Source organism: Caulobacter sp. FV1ye13L (assembly GCF_058681155.1).
Genome location: NZ_CM178732.1, coordinates 2,121,032 through 2,142,876, shown reverse-complemented (window position 1 = coordinate 2,142,876; position 21,845 = coordinate 2,121,032). Strand labels below are relative to the sequence as shown.

General features: G+C 67.8%; 24 protein-coding genes. 12 read left to right on the top strand and 12 right to left on the bottom strand.

From position 1 onward, the window contains the following. The first annotated feature begins 18 nt into the window (after positions 1 to 18). The gene (locus ACW176_RS10315; protein ID WP_492109057.1) at positions 19 to 1,341 is read left to right on the top strand and encodes a PQQ-dependent sugar dehydrogenase; all 1,323 of its coding nucleotides are present in this window, start codon (positions 19 to 21) and stop codon (positions 1,339 to 1,341) included. A 65-nt stretch (positions 1,342 to 1,406) separates the two neighbouring features. Then, a complete protein-coding gene (locus tag ACW176_RS10310; protein ID WP_492109056.1) occupies positions 1,407 to 2,858 on the top strand; it encodes a carotenoid oxygenase family protein in 1,452 nt (483 codons plus the stop codon). Positions 2,859 to 2,974: 116 nt separating this feature from the next. Here ACW176_RS10310 and ACW176_RS10305 read toward each other — a convergent pair whose 3' ends face one another. Continuing rightward, positions 2,975 to 3,766, bottom strand: coding sequence for a DUF1295 domain-containing protein (locus ACW176_RS10305; RefSeq protein WP_492109055.1), 792 nt, complete (start codon positions 3,764 to 3,766; stop codon positions 2,975 to 2,977). A gap of 142 nt (positions 3,767 to 3,908) precedes the next feature. Continuing rightward, entirely contained in the window at positions 3,909 to 5,132 is a 1,224-nt protein-coding gene (locus ACW176_RS10300; RefSeq protein ID WP_492056635.1) for an acetyl-CoA acetyltransferase, read from the bottom strand. Positions 5,133 to 5,237: 105 nt separating this feature from the next. Here ACW176_RS10300 and ACW176_RS10295 point away from each other — a divergent pair, with 105 nt between their 5' ends. Then, the gene (locus ACW176_RS10295) at positions 5,238 to 6,206 is read left to right on the top strand and encodes a winged helix-turn-helix transcriptional regulator (RefSeq protein WP_492111907.1); all 969 of its coding nucleotides are present in this window, start codon (positions 5,238 to 5,240) and stop codon (positions 6,204 to 6,206) included. An 18-nt stretch (positions 6,207 to 6,224) separates the two neighbouring features. Here the strand turns inward: ACW176_RS10295 and ACW176_RS10290 are convergent, their stop codons facing one another. The 6 genes from ACW176_RS10290 to ACW176_RS10265 form a co-directional block, all read right to left on the bottom strand. After that, positions 6,225 to 7,859, bottom strand: coding sequence for a glycosyltransferase family 4 protein (locus ACW176_RS10290; RefSeq protein WP_492109054.1), 1,635 nt, complete (start codon positions 7,857 to 7,859; stop codon positions 6,225 to 6,227). 118 nt (positions 7,860 to 7,977) lie between these two features. Next, positions 7,978 to 8,979: an aldo/keto reductase gene (locus ACW176_RS10285; RefSeq protein ID WP_492109053.1), complete on the bottom strand. Its 1,002-nt coding sequence runs from the start codon at positions 8,977 to 8,979 to the stop codon at positions 7,978 to 7,980. Positions 8,980 to 9,143: 164 nt separating this feature from the next. Continuing rightward, the gene (locus tag ACW176_RS10280) at positions 9,144 to 9,851 is read right to left on the bottom strand and encodes a hypothetical protein (protein ID WP_492109052.1); all 708 of its coding nucleotides are present in this window, start codon (positions 9,849 to 9,851) and stop codon (positions 9,144 to 9,146) included. A gap of 68 nt (positions 9,852 to 9,919) precedes the next feature. Further along, positions 9,920 to 10,141 (bottom strand): alkylphosphonate utilization protein, encoded by a 222-nt coding sequence (locus ACW176_RS10275; protein ID WP_419254417.1) that lies wholly within the window; start codon positions 10,139 to 10,141, stop codon positions 9,920 to 9,922. 63 nt (positions 10,142 to 10,204) lie between these two features. After that, positions 10,205 to 11,116: a site-specific tyrosine recombinase XerD gene (locus ACW176_RS10270; RefSeq protein WP_492109051.1), complete on the bottom strand. Its 912-nt coding sequence runs from the start codon at positions 11,114 to 11,116 to the stop codon at positions 10,205 to 10,207. Further along, the gene (locus ACW176_RS10265; protein ID WP_492109050.1) at positions 11,113 to 12,564 is read right to left on the bottom strand and encodes a hypothetical protein; all 1,452 of its coding nucleotides are present in this window, start codon (positions 12,562 to 12,564) and stop codon (positions 11,113 to 11,115) included. Before ACW176_RS10265 ends, ACW176_RS10270 begins: the two co-directional genes overlap by 4 nt. Positions 12,565 to 12,670: 106 nt before the next feature. Between ACW176_RS10265 and ACW176_RS10260 the strand changes: the two genes are divergently transcribed. After that, on the top strand, positions 12,671 to 13,240 hold the full coding sequence (locus ACW176_RS10260; protein WP_419320281.1) for a shikimate kinase: 570 nt from the start codon (positions 12,671 to 12,673) through the stop codon (positions 13,238 to 13,240). Between the two features lie 11 nt (positions 13,241 to 13,251). Then, positions 13,252 to 14,361, top strand: a complete 1,110-nt coding sequence (gene aroB, locus ACW176_RS10255) for a 3-dehydroquinate synthase (protein WP_492111906.1) — start codon at positions 13,252 to 13,254, stop codon at positions 14,359 to 14,361. Here the strand turns inward: aroB and ACW176_RS10250 are convergent. After that, complete coding sequence (locus ACW176_RS10250) at positions 14,358 to 14,471, bottom strand: BrnA antitoxin family protein (protein ID WP_419320279.1); 114 nt, start codon at positions 14,469 to 14,471, stop codon at positions 14,358 to 14,360. The genes aroB and ACW176_RS10250 overlap by 4 nt on opposite strands. A gap of 468 nt (positions 14,472 to 14,939) precedes the next feature. Here ACW176_RS10250 and ACW176_RS10245 point away from each other — a divergent pair, with 468 nt between their 5' ends. The 3 genes from ACW176_RS10245 to ACW176_RS10235 all read left to right on the top strand — a co-directional run bounded on the left by ACW176_RS10245 (position 14,940) and on the right by ACW176_RS10235 (position 17,276). Then, the gene (locus tag ACW176_RS10245) at positions 14,940 to 15,356 is read left to right on the top strand and encodes a GreA/GreB family elongation factor (RefSeq protein WP_492109049.1); all 417 of its coding nucleotides are present in this window, start codon (positions 14,940 to 14,942) and stop codon (positions 15,354 to 15,356) included. A gap of 42 nt (positions 15,357 to 15,398) precedes the next feature. Next, complete coding sequence (locus ACW176_RS10240; RefSeq protein WP_492111905.1) at positions 15,399 to 16,685, top strand: HlyC/CorC family transporter; 1,287 nt, start codon at positions 15,399 to 15,401, stop codon at positions 16,683 to 16,685. 216 nt (positions 16,686 to 16,901) lie between these two features. Further along, positions 16,902 to 17,276 (top strand): response regulator, encoded by a 375-nt coding sequence (locus tag ACW176_RS10235; protein WP_492109048.1) that lies wholly within the window; start codon positions 16,902 to 16,904, stop codon positions 17,274 to 17,276. Positions 17,277 to 17,280: 4 nt separating this feature from the next. Here the strand turns inward: ACW176_RS10235 and cdd are convergent, their stop codons facing one another. After that, a complete protein-coding gene (cdd, locus tag ACW176_RS10230) occupies positions 17,281 to 17,712 on the bottom strand; it encodes a cytidine deaminase (RefSeq protein ID WP_419320274.1) in 432 nt (143 codons plus the stop codon). A 177-nt stretch (positions 17,713 to 17,889) separates the two neighbouring features. Continuing rightward, positions 17,890 to 18,162: a BolA family protein gene (locus tag ACW176_RS10225; RefSeq protein WP_419320273.1), complete on the bottom strand. Its 273-nt coding sequence runs from the start codon at positions 18,160 to 18,162 to the stop codon at positions 17,890 to 17,892. 58 nt (positions 18,163 to 18,220) lie between these two features. Between ACW176_RS10225 and ACW176_RS10220 the strand changes: the two genes are divergently transcribed. Both ACW176_RS10220 and ACW176_RS10215 read left to right on the top strand, forming a co-directional pair. Beyond that, the gene (locus ACW176_RS10220; protein ID WP_419320272.1) at positions 18,221 to 18,871 is read left to right on the top strand and encodes a J domain-containing protein; all 651 of its coding nucleotides are present in this window, start codon (positions 18,221 to 18,223) and stop codon (positions 18,869 to 18,871) included. 83 nt (positions 18,872 to 18,954) lie between these two features. Beyond that, the gene (locus ACW176_RS10215) at positions 18,955 to 19,407 is read left to right on the top strand and encodes a hypothetical protein (RefSeq protein ID WP_492109047.1); all 453 of its coding nucleotides are present in this window, start codon (positions 18,955 to 18,957) and stop codon (positions 19,405 to 19,407) included. A 26-nt stretch (positions 19,408 to 19,433) separates the two neighbouring features. On the opposite strand, the gene ACW176_RS10210 is transcribed toward ACW176_RS10215, so the two are convergent. Then, complete coding sequence (locus ACW176_RS10210) at positions 19,434 to 20,171, bottom strand: phosphatase PAP2 family protein (protein ID WP_492109046.1); 738 nt, start codon at positions 20,169 to 20,171, stop codon at positions 19,434 to 19,436. Between the two features lie 154 nt (positions 20,172 to 20,325). Here ACW176_RS10210 and ACW176_RS10205 point away from each other — a divergent pair, with 154 nt between their 5' ends. Continuing rightward, positions 20,326 to 20,760 (top strand): RcnB family protein, encoded by a 435-nt coding sequence (locus tag ACW176_RS10205; protein ID WP_492109045.1) that lies wholly within the window; start codon positions 20,326 to 20,328, stop codon positions 20,758 to 20,760. 74 nt (positions 20,761 to 20,834) lie between these two features. Beyond that, positions 20,835 to 21,845: a cobaltochelatase subunit CobS gene (cobS, locus tag ACW176_RS10200; RefSeq protein ID WP_419320267.1), complete on the top strand. Its 1,011-nt coding sequence runs from the start codon at positions 20,835 to 20,837 to the stop codon at positions 21,843 to 21,845.

The window sequence follows — 21,845 nt, the reverse complement described above, 5'->3', positions numbered from 1 at the left end:
GGTCTCAGGGAGAATTCCATGTCGCGTCTTCGTCACCCCGCAGCCCTTACGGTCCTCGCCTTGACGGCGCTGGCCGCCTGTAGTCAGAGCGAGTCCCAGAACGCCGCAACCGGCTATGGTCCCGATCCCGCCCTGCCCGCGCCAACCAAGACGCTGTTTCCAACCGTGAAGGTCTCGCCCGTCAACCGCTGGGCCAATGGCGCGACGCCGATCGCCGCCCAGGGTTTCCGGGTGCAGGCCTTCGCCTCTGGCCTTGATCATCCGCGCTGGATGCTGGTGCTGCCCAACGGCGACGTGCTGGTGGCGGAAACCAACGGCCCGCCCAAGGAAAAGAAGAAGGGCTTCGACATCCGCGCCTGGGCGGAAAAGCAGATCATGGGCAAGGCCGGGGCCAAGACGCCCAGCGCCAACCGCATCACCCTGCTGCGCGACGTCGACGGCGACGGCGTGGCCGAGGTCAAGACATCCTTCCTGACCGGCCTGAACTCGCCGTTCGGCATGGCTCTGGTCGGGGACACGCTCTATGTGGCCAATACCGACGCTGTGGTCGCCTTCCCCTATGTGGCGGGCGCGACCAGCATCGCCGCTCCGGCGCGCAAGATCGCCGACCTGCCCGCCGGCCCGATCAACCACCACTGGACCAAGAGCCTGATCGCCAGCCCGGACGGCTCCAAGCTGTATGCGACCGTCGGCTCCAACAGCAATGTCGGCGAAAACGGCATGCAGAACGAAGACCGCCGCGCCGGCATCCTGGAGATCGACCCCGCCACCGGCGCCAGCCGCGTCTTCGCCTCGGGCATCCGCAACCCCAACGGCATGGGCTGGGAGCCCGTGACCGGCAAGCTGTGGACCGCCGTCAACGAGCGCGACGAGATCGGCAACGACCTGGTGCCCGACTACATGACCTCGGTGCAGGACGGCGGCTTCTATGGCTGGCCCTACAGCTATTACGGCCAGACGGTCGACACCCGCGTGAAGCCGCCTCGCCCCGACCTGGTCGCAAAAGCGATCAAGCCCGACTACGCCCTGGGCGCCCATACCGCTTCGCTGGGCCTGACCTTCTATGAGGGCGCGACCTTCCCCGAGCGCTATCGCGGCGGCGTGTTCATCGGCCAGCACGGCTCGTGGAACCGCAAGCCGCAGTCGGGCTACAAGGTGGTGTTCATTCCCTTCCAGAACGGCAAGCCCGCCGGCCCGCCCGAGGACTTCCTGACCGGCTTCCTCAACGCCAAGGGTGAAGCCCAGGGCCGCCCGGTGGGGGTCAATATCGACAAGACCGGCGCGCTGCTGCTGGCTGACGATGTGGGCAATGTGATCTGGCGGGTCAGCGCGCCGCGCTGATCCACACTGACTTGCACAACAAGACTGACTGGCGGTAAGCTGACCTATCTCTGATGGGGTCTGCCATGAAGATCGAACGCCTGCCGCCCGTTGTCACCTCGCTGGGTCACACCAACCACCCCTATATGACCGGGGCCTGGACGCCGCAGCACGAGGAGGTCAATGCCTGGGACCTGGAGGTGCTGGAGGGCGCGATCCCGACCGACATCGACGGCGTCTATCTGCGCAACACCGAAAACCCCGTGCACGCGCCGCTGGGCCGCTATCACCCGTTCGACGGCGACGGCATGGTCCACCAGATCGAGTTCAAGGACGGCCAAGCGACCTACCGCAACCGCTTCATCCGCACGCGCGGCTTCGAGGCCGAGCAGGAGGTCGGTGAAAGCCTGTGGGGCGGCCTCGCCGACGGTCCGGGAACCTCCAAGCGTCCCGGCTTCGGCGCGCATGGCGGCCTGAAGGACACGGCCAGCACCGACATCGTCGTCCATGGCGGCGAGGCCATCGCCACCTTCTACCAGTGCGGCGAGGCTTACCGCCTGGATCCGCTGACCCTGGAAAATCTCGGCGTCGCCGCCTGGGCGCCGCTGGACGGCGTCTCAGCCCACCCCAAGGTCGACGAGGCCACCGGCGAGCTGTTGTTCTTCAACTACTCCAAGCACGCGCCCTACATGCACTACGGCGTGGTCGACGCCTCGGGCAAGCGCACCACCTATCAGGCCATCGACCTGCCGGGCCCGCGCCTGCCGCACGACATGGCCTTCACGAAGAACTATTCGATCCTCAACGACCTGCCGGTGTTCTGGGACGCCGCCCTGCTGGAGCGCGACATCCACGCCGTGCGCCTGCACAAGGGCGTGCCCTCACGGTTCGGGATCGTGCCACGCCATGGCGGCCCGGTGCAGTGGTTCGAGGCCGCGCCGACCTATGTGCTGCATTGGCTCAATGCCTATGAGGACGGCGACGAGATCGTGCTGGACGGCTATTTCCAGGAGAACCCGACCCCGCGCCCGCTGGAAGACGCCCCCGACGGCCATGGCCACCTGATGGCCTATCTGGACGAGCACAGCTTCCGGCCCAAGCTGCACCGCTGGCGCTTCAACCTGAAGACCGGCGAGACCACCGAAGGCCATCTGGACGAGCGCATTCTCGAGTTCGGGATGTTCAACCAGCAATTTGCCGGCAAGCCCTATCGCTATGCCTATTCGACCACCGCCAAGCCGGGCTGGTTCCTGTTCAACGGCTTCGTCAAGCACGACCTGGAAACCGGCGAGAGCTGGTCAATCCAGCTACCCGAGGGCCGCTACGCCAGCGAAGCGCCGTTCGCGCCGCGCATCGGAGCGGTGGACGAGGATGACGGCTATCTGGTCAGCTTCATCATCGACGAGAACCGGGGAACCTCGGAGTGCGTGCTGGTCGACGCCAAGCGCTTCGAAGTCGTTTGCCGGATCGCTCTGCCGCACAAGCTGAGCAGCGGGACGCATAGCGTCTGGGCGGGTCGGGCGATGTTGCGGGCGTAACCACTCGCCCCCTCCGCGCTACGCGCTCCTCCCCCGTAGGGGGAAGATGAATTCATCCGCCCCCTACGGGGGCGGACGGTCGCGAAGCGGCCCGGTGGGGGCAAGCGCTCGCGAGCCTAAACCTTCTTCGGAAACCACGGCACGAAGCCCGAGGTCCGCTGCACATAGGCCTCATAGTCCGGGCGCTTGCGGCGCATCCGGCCCTCAACCGTCGGCACGCCGCTCCACTTGGTCAGCAGGAAGGTCATCAGAACCGGGGCCGGCAGGGTCCAGGCGCCCAGGCCTGTCCCGGCGGCGATCAGATACAGACCCCACCAGACGCAGGCGTCGCCGAAATAGTTGGGGTGGCGGGTATAGCGCCACAGGCCCTTGTCCATGACCTTGCCGGCGTTTTCCGGCTTGGCCTTGAAGGCGGTCAGCTGGGCGTCGCCGATGGTCTCGAAGGCGATCCCGACCACCGCAATGGCGGCGCCGACAAAGGCCAGAGCGCCCAGCGGCGCGGCCGAGCCGTGGCCCAGCTGCACCGGCAGGGCGATCACGAACTGCAGGCCGTATTGCAGGGCGAAGACCAGCAGCAGGGACGCCTTGGCGAAGCTCCATTGCCGCTCGCTCTGCGCCAGGGCCATCATCGTCACATAGCGGCGGTCCGGTCCGTTCTTGCGCCAGCGCCACAGCAGGTAGCCGCCCAGCCGCAGCGCCCAGATCCCGCACAGGATCAGCAGCAGGTTGCCGTGCGGCGTGGGTCCCATCTGCAGCCACGAGGTCAGGGCGATCAGGCCCATGCCAAGGCCCCACCAGCTGTCGATGAAGCTGACATCCTTCAGCTTCAGACCGATCAGCCACAGCCCGAAAAAGGCGGCGGCCGAGACGGCGGCGTTGATGGCGAGGAGCTGGAGGATGGGGGTCATGGGTGTCCTGATAAACTAGATGCTCCCCCTTCGGGGGAGCTGTCGCGGAGCGACTGAGGGGGCCAACGCGGCCGACCTCCAGCTTGCCCCCTCCGTCGGCTTCGCCGACACCTCCCCCAATGGGGGAGGACCTTCCGTTCGGCTAGGTCCCCACCACGAAACTCACGGTCGTCGTGGTGGATCCGCCGATGTTCAGAGTCTGCACCGTCCTGGCGCCCTCGACCTGGGAGTCGCCGGCCGCTCCGGTCACCTGCTTGAAGGCGTCAAGGGTCATGCGCACGCCGGTGGCGCCGACGGGGTGGCCCGCCCCGATCAAGCCGCCGGACGGATTGATCGGCAGCCTGCCGCCCATGGCGATATCGCCGGCCTCGATGGCCTTCCAGCTCTCGCCGGGCGCGGTCAGGCCCAGATGGTCGATGGCCATGTATTCGGTGGCGGTGAAGCAGTCATGAGTCTCGACCGCGTCGACCCCCGAAACGTCCGGCGCGATCCCGGCCCGGGCGCGGGCGTCGAGGATGGCGCGCCGAACCTGCGGAAAGACGTAGGGCTCATTGCGGCTGTTCTCGATCTTGCGGGCATAGCTGATCGGGGCCGAGCGATGGCCCCAGCCCTTGATCTGCGGGAGGCTCTCCAGCGCGATCCCGCGCTTGTCGGCATAGGCCCTGGCGCGTTCGGCCGAGGCCAGGAACACCACCGCCGTGCCGTCCGTGACCTGGCCGCAGTCCTGCTTGCGGGTGCGGCCCTCGACCACGGGATTGGTCTCGTCGTTCTCGGTAAAGGCCTCGGGCCCGAACCGCCAGTCGCGGGTCTGGGCATTGGGGTTGCGGCGCCCGTTGGCGAAATTGATCTCCGAGATCGCCATCAGGTGCTCGTACTTCAGGCCGTAGCGGCGGTCATATTCCTCGGCGAGATCGGAGAAGGCGCGGGGCCAAAGAAAGCGGGCGTCCTGGAACTCGTGCCCCGCCCAGGCGGCGCTGCCCAGGTTCTCGGCGGCTTTCTGGCCCGGAACATTGCGCATCTGCTCGATGCCGACCACGCAGGCCAGATCATAGCGGCCGGCCTCGATCTCGGCGGTGGCCGCCAGGATCGCGACGCTGCCCGAGGCGCAGGCGGCCTCGTGGCGAGCGGTCGGCAGGCCGTCAAAGGCCGGATGCACCTGGCCGAACATGCCGCCCAGCAGACCCTGACCCGCAAACAGCTCGCCGGCGAAATTGCCGACATGGCCGGTCTGGATCTCTTCGGGATCCAGCTGCGTCGCGGCCAGGCCTTCGCCCACGGCCTCGCCAAAGGCGTCCGCCATGTCGCGGCCCTGACGGCTCCAATTGGCCGCGAAATCACTCTGCCATCCGCCCAGCACATAGACCAAGGCCGCCTCCCATGCTGCTCACCAGTCAGTCTGACTATACAAGTGACTTCGGAGGAGTCCATGCCCAGCGTTGACAGCCCGCCGCGCGGCGCCGCACCAAGCGCCATGGTCTCAACCGCACCAGCCGCCACCCGGCTCCCGACGCTCGTCCGCAAGAGCTCGGCCGCCCGTGCGCTGAACCTGATCGGCGACCGCTGGACCCTGCTGCTGCTCTATGCGGCCTTCATGGGCGTCAAGCGCTTCGACGGCTTCATCGCCATGACCGGCATGGCCCGCTCGCTGCTGGTCGACCGCCTGGGACGGCTGGAGGCGGCCGGGGTGCTGGAAAAGCGCCCCTACCAGCTTCGACCCGTTCGCCACGAGTACTGCCTGACCACCATGGGCAAGGACCTCTACGATTCGGCCCTGATGCTGCTGGGCTGGGAGATGCGCTGGCGACTGGACCCGGACTGTCCTTCGCACCAGATTATCCACAGCCCCTGTGGACAACCTCTGCGCCCGGTCCTGGTCTGCCAGGCCTGCGCCGCGCCGGTGAAGGTGCGCGACATCACCCTGACGCCCGGTCCCGGGGCCGGACTGGAGCCGGCGCCCCGCGCCCGCCATTCGCGCCGGGTCAGCGACACCCAGGGCGCGGACGGCGCCGGCGGCACGCCGCTGCACCCGATGCTGGAGCGCTCGATCGAGGTGCTGGGCGACCGCTGGACCGCCCATCTGGTCGCCGCCAGCTTCTACGGCCTGACCCGCTTCAAGGATCTGCAGGCCGAACTGAAGGTGGCCAGCAATATCCTCACCGACCGCCTCTCACGCCTGGTCGAGCGCGGCATGCTGGAAAAGCGCCTCTATCAGACCCGTCCCGAACGCTGGGACTACAGGCTGACCCGCGAGGGCCGCGACTTCTTCCCGCTGATCGCCGCCCTGATGGCCTGGGGCGACCGCTGGCTGTCGGGCGAGGCCGGCCCGCCGGAAATCCTGACCCACGCCTGTGGCGCACGCTTGGTTCCCGTGGTGCGTTGCGGGGCCTGCGATGGGGCGGTGGATGTGCGGACGACCACTCTTGCTGGGTCTGGGTCTTGAAGCCCCGCAGGCCTCAGGTCAGGACCGAAGCGTCACCAGGCCCAGCTTGTAAAGCCACATCAAGGCCCGCACGCGGATCGGATCAACACCCTGGGCTCCCCTGACGAGCATGCTGACCGTGCTGGACTGGGCCGACGCCTGCCGGAGCAGCGCGACGATGGTGTCGCGCGGCAAGGTCACGGGGTCGATAGCGTAGCTCGCAACGCCAAGCTCCAGGAATGTCTCGATCGCCTGCGCACGCTTGAGATGCACCTCAACGGTCGAATTTTCGTTCAGCGTGCTGGTCGGATAGTCGGCGAACAGACGGAACGGGTCAGGCCGTCCCGGCCAGGGCGCCGCCGGCGGCGACCCGGCCGCCCTGCGCAGCTCGCCCAGGCCGTCGATCATCTCGACATAGCGCCCCAGGATGACCGGCCAGTCATAGAGCTCACGGGCCCGGGCGTGACCCGATGCGCCCAGCTGTTCGCGAAGCTCGCGACTTTCGGCCAGGGCGACCACGCGGTCCGTCAGCACCGTCAGGTCCACGGCCGTCGCCATACTCACCCGGCCAATATAATAGTCATAGGAGTCGCGGTCGAAGGCGTAGCGCAAGGCCAGGTCCTCCCCGGTGCCGGCGGGCGGCAGGACCACCGGAACACGATAGCCATCGACGCCATCGCGGACCGTATCCTTGTAACCATCCCAGTCGCTGACCAGCACGGGAAGGCCCGCAGCCATCGCTTCGATCGGGGTCAGGCCAAAGGTCTCCTGGATATTGTCGGACAGGGACACAAAGACATCCGCCGCCTTCCAGGCCTTGTCATACAGATCGCTGTCCTGGCCATCGATCTGCAGAAACCTGACGCTCGGCGCCAGGTAGGCTCGCGCCTGCGCAAAGCCGGCCTTCGTCCCGGCATTGGGGTAGACGCCGGCCTCAAGACAAACCAGCGTCTTCCCGGTCAGGCGGCAGGCCTCCTCCAGCGCCTGGTAGAAGGCGGCGGGATTGGCCTTGGCATGGTAGGTCATGCGCCCGGCGAACAGGAAAGCCACCTCGTCGGACGACAACCCCAACGCCTCACGACCTGCAGAGCGCTGGGCGTCACTCCGGGCGAAATCCGGAACATTGACGCCGAGCGGAATGACCGGCAGCGCCATCGGATTGAAGCGCGTGGCGCCGGTATGTTCCGAAAACCAGGCCTTGAGCTCGTCCTGCAGCCTGGTCACCACAGACAGGGCCGCGGTGGAGGTACAGATCAGGGCGTCCCAGGGCTGGAAGGGCGGCAAGATCACCTCGGCGACGTCGCTCATCGCCCTGGCGGTGCAAAGGGTGTGGGTCACGCCCACGAGGCTGTAGGCGGCGGCCCCAGACTGGTTTCGAACATGGGCCGCTTGCTTGCTGGGCGGCGCGGGCACGTAGAGCGCGCCAAGGTCCTTGAGGATATGATCACCTGACAGGTCCTGCCAGCGCAGGGTGCCTGTGAAGCCATCGCCACGAAGCTGATCGAACATTGCCTGCCCGGACGCGCGAAGGCCGTAGCCGGTGAGCTGGTCGGCTTTCCAGCGACGCGCCACGCCCTTCATCAGAGCCTTGCCCGCACTCTGCCGGCCCATGATCTTGTTGTCGGTCGAGTAGCCATCGCCCGCGAAATAGATCGCGAAATTCATCATGCTCATCGACGGACACCGCTCGCGACTGGACTTGCTGGAAGACGTCTCAAGCGGAAGGTCGAGCCGGGAACGTCAAAGCCTAGTTAGGAAAAGTCGCTGTCGCTGTCGATGGCTTCCCGCACACCTAGCGCCCCACCATCGCCAGGCCGACCTCGTTGTAGCGCTCGCCCTCGATGGCCGTTTCGGGCACGGCGGCGGCGATGCGCGACAGGTCCTCGGGCGTCAGGCCCACGTCAAACGCACCGACATTTTCTTCGACACGGGCGATCTTGGTGGTGCCGGGGATCGGGGCGATGTCGGGCCCCTGATGCAGCAGCCAGGCCAGGGCCAGCTGGGCGGGGGTGATCCCCTTTTCGCCGGCGATCAGGGTCAGGGCCTCGACCAGCGACAGGTTCCTGGCCAGGGCCTCGCCCTGAAAGCGCGGCAGGCCACGGCGGAAGTCGTCCTTGGCCAGGCCTGCGTTCGTGGTCAGGGTCCCGGTCAGGAAGCCGCGCCCCAACGGGCTGTAGGGCACCAGGCCGATGCCCAGCTCGCGGATCGTCGGCAGGATCTCGGCCTCGACGCCGCGCGTCCACAGCGAATACTCGCTCTGCAGGGCCGCGACGGGCTGCACGGCGTGGGCCTTGCGGATGGTTGCCGCGCCGGCTTCCGACAGGCCAAAGTGCTTCACCTTGCCCTCGGCGATCAGGTCCCTGACCGTCCCGGCCACATCTTCGATAGGCACATTGGGGTCGACGCGGTGCTGGTACAGCAGGTCGATGACCTCGACGCCCAGGCGCTTGAGCGAAGCCTCGGCAACCTCGCGGATGTGCTCGGGTCGGCTGTCGACGCCGACCATGCGGCGCACGCCGTTCTCATCCGGCGCGGCGATCTTGAAGCCGAACTTGGTGGCGATCACGACCTTGTCGCGGAAGGGCTTCAGCCCCTCGCCGACCAGTTCTTCATTGACGAAAGGACCATAGACCTCGGCGGTGTCGAAGAAGGTGACGCCCAGTTCGACCGCGCGCGCCAGCACCTTGAAGGTTTCGGCCTTCTCCGGCGCCGGCCCATAGGCCCAGCTCATGCCCATACAGCCCAGGCCGATGGCCGAGACCTCCAGACCGTCGCCGAGTTTCCGGGTCTTCATGGGGCAGCTCCTTGTCCGCGTGGGCGGCGCGCATCGGCGCCGGCGCGCGTAAGATGGGGCCTGGGGCGGCCCTGCGGAAGACCAGACGGTCGCACCGCGCCGCTGAGCGACCTCAAGTCATCGCGAGCCACCAGCCTTGCGGCCTGGAGTCGCCGCCGAACTCGCTAGGCCGCCAGGGTGAGAAGGCTGCCGGGCGGCATGTCCTGGCGAACCTGCTGATCCAGATCCTCGGTCATCTTGTCGAGGCCCTTAAGGTCGTCCTCGGCCGCCTTGACCTCTTCGGAGCGCTCGAACTTGCCCGGCTGGGTCAGGATGCCCTTGGTCTTGGCAGTCTGCAGCTCGTCCTTCAGGGCCCGGCTGACCTCGCGGGTCATCTTGATGAACTCCTGATCGCCCTGGACGTCCATCTTGGCCTCGTCCTCGATCGTCTTGCGGGCGTTCGCAGCGCCTTCGGGATCGGTCGCGGCGTCGGGCAGGCTGGCGAAGTCCTGGCTGTAGAGTTCGCCGGATTCCTTGGCGGCCTTGCCGTAGTCCTTGACGGCCGCCTTCAGCTCCTTGGCCGCCGCGGCCAACGCCTTGGCCATGGCCTTGGGGTCGTTGGCGTAGATCTTCTTCAGCATTTGCAGCCGCTCGACCACCTGCTGGAGCCTGGCCCTGGCCCGGCCCTTGGCGTCGCCGATGGCGGTCTTCTTGCCGAGCCGCTGCTCCTTCTTGAGCTTGTCGAGCGCCTGGGCGGCCTCAGCCGCCTTCCTGGCCTCGGGCGCGTTGGGGGCCGGTGATGCGACCGCCGCCGCAGTCGTCGCCTGGCTGTTCGCGGTCTTGCCATAGGCGATCAGCGCCAAAGCGCCCGCCTGCGTCTTCACCGTCACCATCGGCCTTCCAGCCTCCTGCGGCGGTTCTCCGCCTGTCTGGGGGCCAGACCTAGCAAGCCAAGGTTAAGTTAGGCCTTCTTGACGAACTCGACACGCAGGACCAGGCCGCGCACCTTTTCGACATTGGCCTCGATCTCGTCGGTGTCGCCGGTCAGACGGATGTTCTTGACCAGCGTGCCGCGCTTCAGGGTGACGCCGCCCGAGCCCTTGACCTTGAGGTCCTTGATCAGGGTGACGTTGTCGCCCTCGGCCAGGATCGTGCCGTTGCTGTCGCGGGTTTCGTCCGACATGGGGAAGTCCTTACAGTGGATAGGGGCTTCCTAAAGAGGCCGGCGGCCCGGCGCAAGGCGGCGCTAGCCCTTGCGGCCCAGCGGATGCTTGGATTTGACCACCTGGGCCAGGTGGTCGCCCGCGACGTGGGTATAGATCTGAGTGGTGCCGATATCGGCATGGCCCAGCAGGGTCTGGATCACCCGCAGGTCGGCCCCGCCCTCCAGCAGATGCGTGGCGAAGGCGTGGCGCAGAACGTGGGGGCTGACCTTCTGGCGGTCGATGCCGGCGGCGATGGCGGCGTCTTCCAGCAGTTGCGAGACCCGCCTGGCGGTCAGTCGGCCCGACGCGCCGCGCGAGGGGAACAGCCACGGACTGTCTTTCACGCCCTTTGGCAGAAATTGCGGCCTTGCCTCTAAATAGGCCTTTACCGCCGTTCGTGCGGGGGGATTCAGCGGGGCCAGCCTTTCCTTGCCGCCCTTGCCCTTGACGGTCAGGAAGGCCGGATCGCGGGCCAGGGCGTTGAGCGGCAGGGACAGCAGTTCGGAAATGCGCAGGCCCGAGGCGTAGAGCAGCTCGATCATGCAGGCCAGACGCAGACCCTGACCGCCGTCCTTGCTGGCCGCCGCGGCGATCAGGGCGTCGACCTCGCCGCGTGACAGCACCTTGGGCAGGGGACGGCCCGCCTTGGGCGCGACGACGCGGCGCGAGGGATCGTCGGACCGCCAGCCCTCTTCCAGCACGAAGCGATAGAACTGCCGCACGGCCGAGCGCCGGCGGGCGGCAGTGGCGGGCGACAGGCCCCTCATGCCCTGGTCCTGGAAATAGGCCTCAATGGTCTCGGCCGAGGCGACGTCGAGATCGCCGCCGACGCGGGACAGATAGCCCCGGGCGTCCTCAAGATCCTTGCCATAGGCCGTCAGGGTGTTGCGCGCGGCGGCCCGCTCGACGGCCATCATCTCGAGGAAGGCGTCGACCCAGCCGGCGGCGCTCATTTGGCCAGCTGCAGGGCCAAAAGGCCTTCGACCACCACGGCGCGAGCGTCCGCCACCAGGCCGACGCGGGCCAGGCCGCGCGCGATCCGGGCGCGGTCAGCAGGCGATGGGCCTGCCGCGCCGGCCTCGGTGGCGACCGACAAGGCCAGCAGCGCCGTCTCGCCCTTGAGCCCGGCCGCTGCGGCGTCGTCGATCAGCACCAGCCTGGCCGTCGAGCCGGCCGCCCGGCCCACGTCGAAGTTGGCGAACTGGCCACGCGCCTCGGGACTCATCGCCCCGCCCAGCGACGCCAGCAGCAGGGCCGCAGGCTGGGCCGGCGACTTGGGACCGTTCTGGGCGCCGCGCTCGACCAGCCGGTCAAGGGTCTGGCTGTCGGGCCTGCCCGAACCGGCCGAGATCATGGCGTCCAGCAGGGCCAGGTCGGTGATCGTCGCGCCGGGGATCTGGTCCTGGGTCAGGCGCGAGCGGATCAGCTGGGCGGTCGGCAAGTCGCCGGCGACCAGGGCCGCGCGGGCGAACAGCACCGGATCGCGCAGCGGCGCCTGGGCCTTGGCCAGTATGGCGATCGACGGGGCCGAGCTCCTGGCGGATTCTATAAAGGCCGGCAGCCCCCTGGCCTGGCGCAGGAAGGCCAGGTCGGAGGTCTCCTGCGCCGTCAGGTCCAGCCCCGCCAGGGGCGGCGGCGGCGGACCCGGCGGGGTGATCGCCGGCTTGACGGCGGGCGACGCCGTGGCGAGGGCCGCTGCGATATCCAGCCCCAGCTTGCGCGACAGGGCGTAGTTGATCCCGTTGCGCAGATTGGCCCCGCCCGGCGCCGTGCCGCTCAGCAAGGCGCCCATCAGGCGCGCATAATCAGCATCCTTGGTCTGTTGCTGGGCCAAGGAAAAGGTCAGCTGGGCGGCGTCGGCCTGGCCGACCCGCGCCTGGCAGAAGGTCCGCAGCCGCAGCCAGTAGCCGGCCCCGCGGTCCACAGTCAGGGCCTCGCCGATCCGGCAGGCCTTGTCGTCGTCGCTGCGGATCAGGGCCGCCTCCGCCGCCGCCAGGGACAGCGCAGCGCTGTTGGCCACGCCCGGGGCGCGATCAAGCACCGCGTCGGCGCCGGCGGCTTCGCCCAGGGCGATCAGGGCCATGGCCCGCGCCGCGCCCAGATCGGGATCATTGCCCACGCCCGCAGGTCCGTTGGCGCCGGTCGCCAGCACCCGCCGCGCCAGGTCGGCAAAGGCCGGCGACAGCGGCCTTGCGGCCAGCCTTGGCAACACATCGCGCGCGATGTCGGGGGCCGTGCCCGTCCAGAGGTCGGGACCAAGGTCGGTCTGGGCGGCGGCGGTCGAGAACAGGTCCGGCGGCGCCAGGGACTGCACCTGAACCTGGGCGAGGGCCGGAAGAGCGGCGCCGGCCAGCAGGGTGGCGAGGATCGGGGCGACTGCCCGGCGAGGGAACGAACGCATGCGAGACATCATGCTCCAGTTATGGCGCAACGCCATCTTCAGCGAAACTTGGCTTAAGCGAAACTTGGCGCTTGGGCCGAGCCTCGTGTAAACCCGCGACCGCATCATGACCGACGATCACGCCGCCTCGCTTGAGCCCCTTCGCCACCGCACGATCGTGCTGGTCGGCTTGATGGGCGTTGGCAAGTCCAGCGTCGGCCGCCGCCTGGCCCAGGCGCTGGATATGCCGTTCCGCGACGCCGACAATGAGGTCGAGGACGCCGCCGGCCGCTCGATCCCCGAAATCTTCGCCGAGCTGGGCGAGGCCGCCTTTCGCGACGGCGAGCGCCGGGTGATCGCCCGCCTGCTGGAAGAGCCGCCGCACGTGCTGGCCACCGGCGGCGGCGCCTTCGTCAACGAAGAGACCCGCGCCCTGATCAACCAGCACGCCATCTCGGTGTGGCTGAAGGCCGATATCGAGCTCCTGGCCCGCCGCGTGGGTCGCAAGGACACCCGGCCGCTGCTCAAGAACCGCGAGCCGATCGAGGTGCTGGCAGAACTGGCCGAGATCCGCAATCCCGCCTACGCCCAGGCGCAGGTTCATGTTCAGACCGGCGATACGCCGCATGCGGTGGCGGTGGACGCCGTGATCAGCGCCCTGCGCGATCGCCTGGACCAGGAGTCTTTCAAGCCATGACCGGGCAAGCCATGATCCGCACCGTTCCCGTGGGCCTGGGCGATCGCGCCTATGATGTGCGGATCGGCACGGGCCTGATCGACCGCGCCGGCGACTTCATCGCGCCGCTGCTCAAGCGCAAGCGCACCGCCATCGTCACCGACTCGATCGTCGGCGAGCACCATGGCGAGCGGCTGTCGGTCTCGCTGGAGAAGGCGGGTATCGCGGTCGACATGATCGTCCTGCCGCCCGGCGAGGAGACCAAGAGCTTCGAGGGTCTGGCCGACCTGTCCGACCGCCTGCTGCATCTGGGCCTGGAGCGCGGCGACGTCATCGTGGCGTTCGGCGGCGGCGTGATCGGCGATCTGGCCGGGTTTGCGGCCTCGATCTACAAGCGCGGCATCGACTTCATCCAGGTGCCCACGACGCTGCTGGCCCAGGTCGACAGCTCGGTGGGCGGCAAGACCGCCATCGACACCCCGCGCGGCAAGAACCTGATCGGCGCCTTCCACCAGCCGCGTCTGGTGCTGGCCGACCTCGACGTGCTGGCCACCCTGCCCGGCCGCGAGATGGCCTGCGGCTATGCCGAGGTGATCAAGTACGGCCTGCTGGGCGACTTCGCCTTCTTCGAATGGCTGGAGAGCAACGTCCAGGCCGTGCTGGAGCGCGACACCGCCGCCCTGGTCCGCGCCGTGGGGCGCTCGGTGGAAATGAAGGCAGATATCGTCGCCGAGGACGAGAAGGAAGCCGGCCGCCGCGCCCTGCTGAATCTGGGCCACACCTTCGGCCACGCCATCGAGGCCGAGATGGGCTTTGGCGACGCGCTGAAACACGGCGAGGCCGTCGGGGTCGGCATGGCCCAGGCCTTCCGGTTCTCGGTCCGCCAGGGTCTATGCCCTAGCCAGGACGCTGTCCGCGCCGAAGCCGCCATCAAGGCCGCCGGCCTGCCCACCCGGATGAGCGATGTGCGACCTCAGCCGTTCAACGCCGACGCCCTGATCGCCCATTGCGGTCAGGACAAGAAGGCCGAAGGCGGGACCCTGACCTTCGTGCTGGCGCGCGGGATCGGCGATGCGTTCGTGGCCAAGGACGTGGACCGCGCGGCGCTGCGGGCGTTTCTGGTCGAGGATGGGGCGGTTTAGCGCTTCACGATCTCCAGCAACGCCTCATTGATCCGGCTCTGCCAGCCAGGCCCCTGAGCCTTGAAGTGATCTACGACAGCTTGGTCCAGTCGATTAGTACCTTCCGTCATTCCCGCCCTTGTGGCGGGAACCCCTGGTTCAGCTTGCAGGTGAAGCGCAAGCGAAGTGCGCGCGCACTTCGCCTCTCCTGCACTTGCGGCGGTTCGAGGGGTTCCCGCCACAAGGGCGGGAATGACGGAGTAGAGGGTGCGATGCGGAATCGTCCAGCAGCTCTTGAAACCGCCTCCCCCCTTCCCATCTCTGCCTCACCAGAAGCGTACTGAACGCCGCTGGACGCCTGAACGCAGGCCTCTAGACCCCGACGCTGACACAGCCCGGGGCGATGTTGAAAAGCCCCGAAACCTGTCTTCGCCCCTCGAAAGCCCAAGCGGCATCGCGGCGAGACGGACCGGGGCCTTCCCCAAAGAGATCCGCGTCCGACGACGCTCGCGCCACACGGCGCGTCCCATCGAGTCCCCGTATGCGGCCTTGAGATCAAGGCGCCGGGAGAGGCTCAAAATCCCCCAAGAAAGCTATCCATGACTACGACCACCCAAACCCAAACCCAAACCCAAACCCAAACCCTGCCCACGGTCTATGTGACCGAGGCCGACCACGAGATCCTGTCCAACCTGGCAGACGCCGTCGCCGGCCGCGCTGCGGGCAGCCGCGTGCTGGCCGGCGAGATGGCCCGCGCCGTGATCGTCGAGGCCGGACAAGCCCCCTGCCCGTTCGTAGGCATCGGCTCGACCGTCGACTATCAGGACCTGACCAGCGGCCAGCCGCGCCGCGTGCGCCTGAGCCTGCCGCGCGACGCCAGCATCGACGAGGGCCGCATCTCGGTGCTGACCCCGGTCGGCGCCGCCCTGATCGGCATGACCGCCGGCGAGAGCTTCCACTGGACCGACAATGACGGCCGCCTGCGCGGCGTTCAGGTTCTGACCATCGACGTCTAGGCCTTCACCCGCCGGGCCGGCCTGGCGTAGAACAGCCGGATGATCCTCACCGCCATCCTCGGCCTTGCGCCCATCGTCATCTGCCTGCTGGCGATCTCGGCCCTGTTTTCAGCCGCCGAGACCTCGCTCACCGCCGCCAGCCGGGCGCGGATGCACCAGTTGGAGCGCGAGGGCGACAAGCCGGCCAAGCGGGTCAACAAGCTGCTGTCCGATCAGGAGACGATGATCGGGGCGGTGCTGCTGGGCAACAACCTGATCAACATCCTGGCCTCGGCCCTGACGACCCAGGTGCTGACCGCCGCCATCCCCGGCCCCTGGGGCGTGGCCGTGGCCACGGCGACCATGACAGTGCTGGTCCTGGTCTTCGCCGAGGTGCTGCCCAAGACCCTGGCGATCCTGAAATCCGATGACGTGGCGCGGTTCCTGTCGGGACCCACCCTGCTGGTCGTGCGGCTGTTTGGCCCGATCATCTACGCCATCCAGTGGATCGTGCGGCGCACCCTGCGGCTGTTCGGCGTCAAGCTGGACATGGCCGTCGACGTGCTGGCCGCCCACGAGGAGATCCGCGGCGCGGTCGAGTACCACCACTCCGAAGGCCTGGTCGAAAGCGGCGACCGGCGGATGCTGGGCGGGGTGCTGGACCTGTCGGACATGGACGTCTCGGACATCATGGTCCACCGCAAGTCGATGGTGATGTGCGACGCCGACCTGCCGCCCCGCGAACTGGTGGCCGAGGCGCTTGAGGCCCAGCACACCCGTATTCCGCTGTATCGCGACGATCCCGACAACATCATCGGCGTGCTGCACGCCCGCGATCTGCTGCGCGCCCTAGCCGTGTCTGAAGGCGGGATCGACGCCCTCGACATCGCCGCCATCCTGCGCGAGCCGTGGTTCATTCCCGACACCACCAACCTCAAGGACCAGCTCAACGCCTTCCTCAAGCGCAAGAGCCACTTCGCCCTGGTCGTCGACGAATACGGCGCCCTGCAGGGGCTGGTGACCCTGGAGGACATCCTGGAAGAGATCGTCGGCGAGATCGACGACGAGCACGACACCAGCGTCGAGGGCGTGCGCGCCCAGATGGACGGCTCGGTGCATGTCGACGGCGACGTGACGGTTCGCGACCTGAACCGGGCCATGGACTGGGACCTGCCGGAAGACGAGGCTGTCACCATCGCCGGCCTGGTGATCCACGAGGCCCAGACGATCCCGGAGCCGGGCCAGACCTTCATCTTCTACCAGCACCGCTTCCAGATCCTGCGTCGCCAGAGGAATCAGGTCACCGCCCTGCGCATCAGCGCCAAGCTGGACGAGGGCGTGCATTTCTGAGCGGGCAGACGGAACGCATCACAACGCGCGCGCGGCGTGAGGGCCCTTCTGGCGTAGGTGGGAGAACCCCTTGCACGACTTGGCCAAGACCTCGGTCGCGGGGCCGGCGAAAAGTCTTCGAATCGCTCAACGATTGCGAGACGGCGGCTTAACCTGTGATAGCGTTGTCGCAAGCCTTTGCGCGGGGTCACCCCTGCGTCTTTCGGAGCTTGCGATATGAAGTCCCTGTCCGCTCTGAAAGTCCTGGTGGTCGAAGACGAGGCCCTGGTCTCCATGCTGGTCGAGGACATGCTCAGCGACCTGGGCTGTACGGTCGTTGGCCCGGCGGCCGAGATCGAAGAGGCCCTGCGCCTGGCCAATTCGGCCGACATCGATGCGGCCCTGCTCGACGTCAATCTGGGCGGCCGTCCGATCTTCCCGGTCGCCGACGCCCTGAAGGCGCGCGGCGTGCCCTTCGCCTTCGCCAGCGGCTATGGCGAGGCGGGTCTGTCGGAAAGTCATCGCGGCGCTCTGGTCCTGCAAAAGCCCTTCCGCGAAGCCGACCTGCGCCGCGTGCTGGAAACCCTGGCCGCCCAGACGGCCCTGCGCTGACAGCCTAATCCAGGTCGCGCGGCCCGAAGCTGTCGGGCAGCAGGCTCCAGAACGGCGCGCGCTGCGTCGTGACCCCATCCTGAACCGAGACGATTTCGCAGTCATCGGCGGCAAACTCGGCGATGCGTTGCCGACAGGCCCCGCACGGCTGCACCACCGCATTCGAGCCCGCGGCGATCAGCACCCTGGCGATTCGCCGCGAACCGGCCGTGACCATCGCGCCGATCGCGGTCTGCTCGGCGCAGGTGCCCGACGGATAGGCGGCATTCTCGACATTGACGCCCAGATGCACGGCCCCGTGCTCGTCGATGACGGCGGCGGCGACGGTGAAGTTCGAATAGCGGGCATAGGCCCGCGCCAGCAGCGCGGGCAAGGCGGCGGCCGTCTCGATTTCGGTCTGGATTTCGATGGTCCGGGCAGTGTCGTCGGCGCTCATGCCATCCCTCTTTCGGCGTCTGTTCGGGAGCGCGACACCGAAAGGCGGACCAAACACCGGTCCCGTCACGCGCCCAATGCTGAATCAGGGCTGAAAGCCCTGCCCGGCCTGACCGCGCCGAGGGCAGAGGCAATCAGTCGCGGGGCCGTCGCGCAAGCCCTGCCGTCGCCAAAGGCTTCAGCTTTCGCCAGGCGCCGTCGCGACGATCGAAAGGGCGTGCACCTGCCCTGCCATTTCCTCGGCCAGCACATGATAGACCATGCGCTGGCGCGCTACGCGGGCCTTGCCCGCAAAGGCCTGGGCCTCGATCACGAGGTTGAAATGGCTCTCGCCCGCACCCGTGTGGCCCGCATGGCCCTGGTGGCGGTCACTCTCGTCCTTCAGGTCCAGCCTGGAGGGTGAAAAAGCCGCTTCGAGCTTGCTTCGAATGGTGTCTGATACGCTGCCCATGTCGCTCTCTCGCATGTCAATCCTTGAACGGAAATAGCTGCAGTTTACTCTGGGCGTCATGGCTCAAGAGTTTGAATATCGCCCGAAGTTTTTCGACATCCGTGTCCGCCCCCCCAAGGAGGGTGAGAGCGCGACGCCTGACGTTCTCGGCCTCAAGCCTGGCGAGAAGCGTTGCGACCATCCCGAGTGCCGTCTGGCCGGGTCGGCCAGGGCGCCCAAGGCCCGCAACATGCCCAACGAGCACTACTGGTTCTGCCAGAAGCACGCGGCCGAATATAACAAGAACTGGAACTTCTTCGCCGGCATGAACGAAGCCCAGATCCGCGCCGAGCAGGAGACCGAGAAGGTCACCGGCGGTCGCCCGACCTGGAGCTTCAAGGCCGACAGCCGCTCGCGCGAGGCCGCCGCCATGGCCGCCCGCGACGCCCGCCACATCGCCGACCCGTTCGGCCTGTTCCGGGCCCAGCAGCGCAAGGCCGAGGCCGACCGCGCCTCCGCCGACCGTCATCTGGGCAAGCTGGAGCGCCAGGCCCTGGGCGACCTCGATCTGGACGGCGGCGCCGACAGCGCGGCCATCAAGGTGCGCTACAAGGAGCTGCTCAAGCGCTGCCACCCCGACGTCAATGGCGGCGACCGCAGCGCCGAGCACAAGCTGGCGAGGGTAATCAAGGCCTACAAGACGCTGAAGAAGGCCGGCCTGACCACCTGATCTCACCGGCTCTTGCGGCTTTCCCCGGCTGCGGCCATTCTCCCGCCGCGTCCGCCCGGACGGGCGCGAAGGACAGCCACATCATGACGGACCGCGATTCGGGGACCACCCTTGTGGACCCCAGTTTGGCGAGCGCGCCCACCCCGGTGACGCCGACACCGTTCGGCATCCCGTGGAGCATCTGGTTCTGGGGCGGGCTGCTGTCCCTCAGCGGCGCCGCCTTCGCCCTGGCGCCGTTCCACGCCGCCGCCCTCTTGCGGACCCAGCTTGATCCCGCCGCCGAGCCTTGGGCCCGCATGTTTGGCCTGATGATCATCGCCTATTCGCTGGCCTATCACGTGGCGGGATGGACCGGCGCGCGCACCTATATGCGGGCCTCGGTGGTGCTGCGCCTGGCGTCCCCTCTGGCGATCGGGGTTCTGGTGCTCAACGACGACCTGCCCAAGGCGTGGATGGCCATCGGCCTGATCGACCTGGCCGGCGCGATCTGGACCGCGATCGAACTGAACTGGCGCCCCAAGGCCAAGGCCGCCTAAGGCCTGTTCCGCGATATTTGAAACAGCTATCGGGCCGGATTCCCTGGACCAGCCCGCCAGCGGCTCCAGGCGAAGGCCGCCAGCCAGCAGACCATCGCCCAGGCCGCGCCCACGCACCAGCCGGCCAGCACATCGCTGGCCCAGTGGACGCCCAGATAGATCCGACTCAGCCCCACCAGCAGCGACAGGGTCACCGCCGCGCCCAGCGCCAGGGCCTTGAGCCGCTTGCGTTCGGCAAACCGGGCGGCCAGCGCGCCCAGGGTCAGGAACACCACGGCCGACAGCATGGCGTGGCCGGAGGGGAAGCTGGCATTGACCGCCTCGACGGCGCGGTAGTCGACATCGGGGCGCTCACGCCCAAACAGCAGCTTCAGGCCCTGACTGATCGCCAGGCCGCCCCCGGCCCCGACCATCAGCAGCAGCCCCTCGCCCCAACGCCTGAGGCAGGCCAGCACGCCGAAGGCCAGCAGGATGAGCAGGGTCAGCACGGCCAGCGAGCCCAGGGAGGTGATGTCGACGGCCGCCACGTGCAGCCAGTCGGGGCCAATCAGGTCGCGCGGCCGCCCGGGCTGGCGCAGGGCGTCGAGGATGGCCAGGTCGATGGCCCGGGTCTCACCCTCGGCCACCTCATCGGCGATCGACAGAAAGGCCATGGCCGACAGGGCGGCGACCAGCAGGGCGGCGGTCGCGCCCAGTTCACGCTGCGCCGCCCTCAGCAAGGCCGGCAGGTCACGTCGCAGATCAAGGGCGGAAAACAGGGGCATGGCGCCTCAACGCGCAAGGTCAAGCTTGGCTCCCGCGCCGCCGGCGGCACCGTCCCCGGTTCCCAAGTCAAACATGAACAACAGCTGACTGTGGCCGTTCATGCTGGGGCCACATCGGCGTCACTAGGGTGGGGTCATCGAAAAGGAGACCGCCATGAAGCGCCTAGCCATCACCGCTCTCGCCCTGTCGCTACTGGCCGGGACCGCCGCCACCGCCGCGCCGCAACGCTATGACGAGCGTGACAACGTCCGTTACGAGCAGGGGCGCCATGACGACCGCCGGGATGACCGCCGCGATCACCGCGCCGACGACCGCGCCGACCGCCGGGACCACCGCGCCGACTATCGGGATGATCGCAGGGATGATCGCCGCGACTATCGCAACGACCGCCGTGACTATCGCCACTGGGCCCGGGGCCAACGCCTCGACCAGCGCTACCGGGACAACCGCTACTACGTCTCCGACTATCATCGCCACGGCCTGCGCGCCCCGCCGCGCGGCTATCGCTGGCAGCGCGTGGACGACCAGTACGTCATGGCGGCCATCGCCACGGGCCTGATCGCCTCGGTGATCATCGCCAACCGCTAAAAAGTGAACATCAGGGGGCGTCGCATCGCGGCGCCCCCTTCCCCTACCCTACGTCAAGGCGCTAATCGGGTGGAATGCCCGAGTTCGCCGAAACCAGCTCCGCCGCCGATCCCCTGATCACCCTGGTCCCCGACAAGTGGGTGACGCTTCGCGACGCGTTCGGCGTCGACAGCGACATGAAGGTTCCGGCCTTCAGCCATCGCGACAGCCACGTGCCGGATATCGATCCGGCCTACCGGTTCGACGCCCAGACCACCAAGGCCGTCTGCGCCGGCTTCGCCAATGACCGTCGGGTGATGGTCCAGGGCTATCACGGCACCGGCAAGTCGACCCACATCGAGCAGATCGCCGCGCGGCTGAACTGGCCGCTGGTGCGCGTCAACCTCGACAGCCACATCAGCCGCATCGACCTGATCGGCAAGGACGCCATCGTCCTGAAGGAAGGCAAGCAGGTCACCGAATTCCGCGAAGGCATCCTGCCCTGGGCGCTGCAGCGCCCGGTCGCCCTGGTGTTCGACGAATATGACGCCGGTCGCCCCGACGTGATGTTCGTGATCCAGCGCGTGCTCGAGGCCGGCGGCAAGCTGACCCTGCTGGACCAGAACCGCGTCATCCGCGCCAACCCGTATTTCCGCCTGTTCTCGACGACCAACACCATCGGTCTGGGCGACACCACGGGCCTCTATCACGGCACCCAGCAGATCAATCAGGGCCAGATGGACCGCTGGAGCATCGTCACGACGCTCAACTATCTGGAACACGACGCCGAGGCCGCCATCGTGCTGGCCAAGAACCCGTCCTACGACACCGTCGAGGGCAAGCGCACGATCTCGGCCATGGTCCGCGTCGCCGACATGACCCGCAACGCGTTCATGAACGGCGACATCAGCACCGTCATGAGCCCGCGCACCGTGATCACCTGGGCTCAGAACGCCGAGATCTTCGACCACGACATCGCCCTGTCGTTCCGCCTGACCTTCCTCAACAAGTGCGATGAACTGGAACGCCCCACGGTGGCCGAGTTCTTCCAGCGCGCGTTCGGGACGGATCTTCCGGAAAGCGCGGCGCGGGTGAAGGTGGCCTAG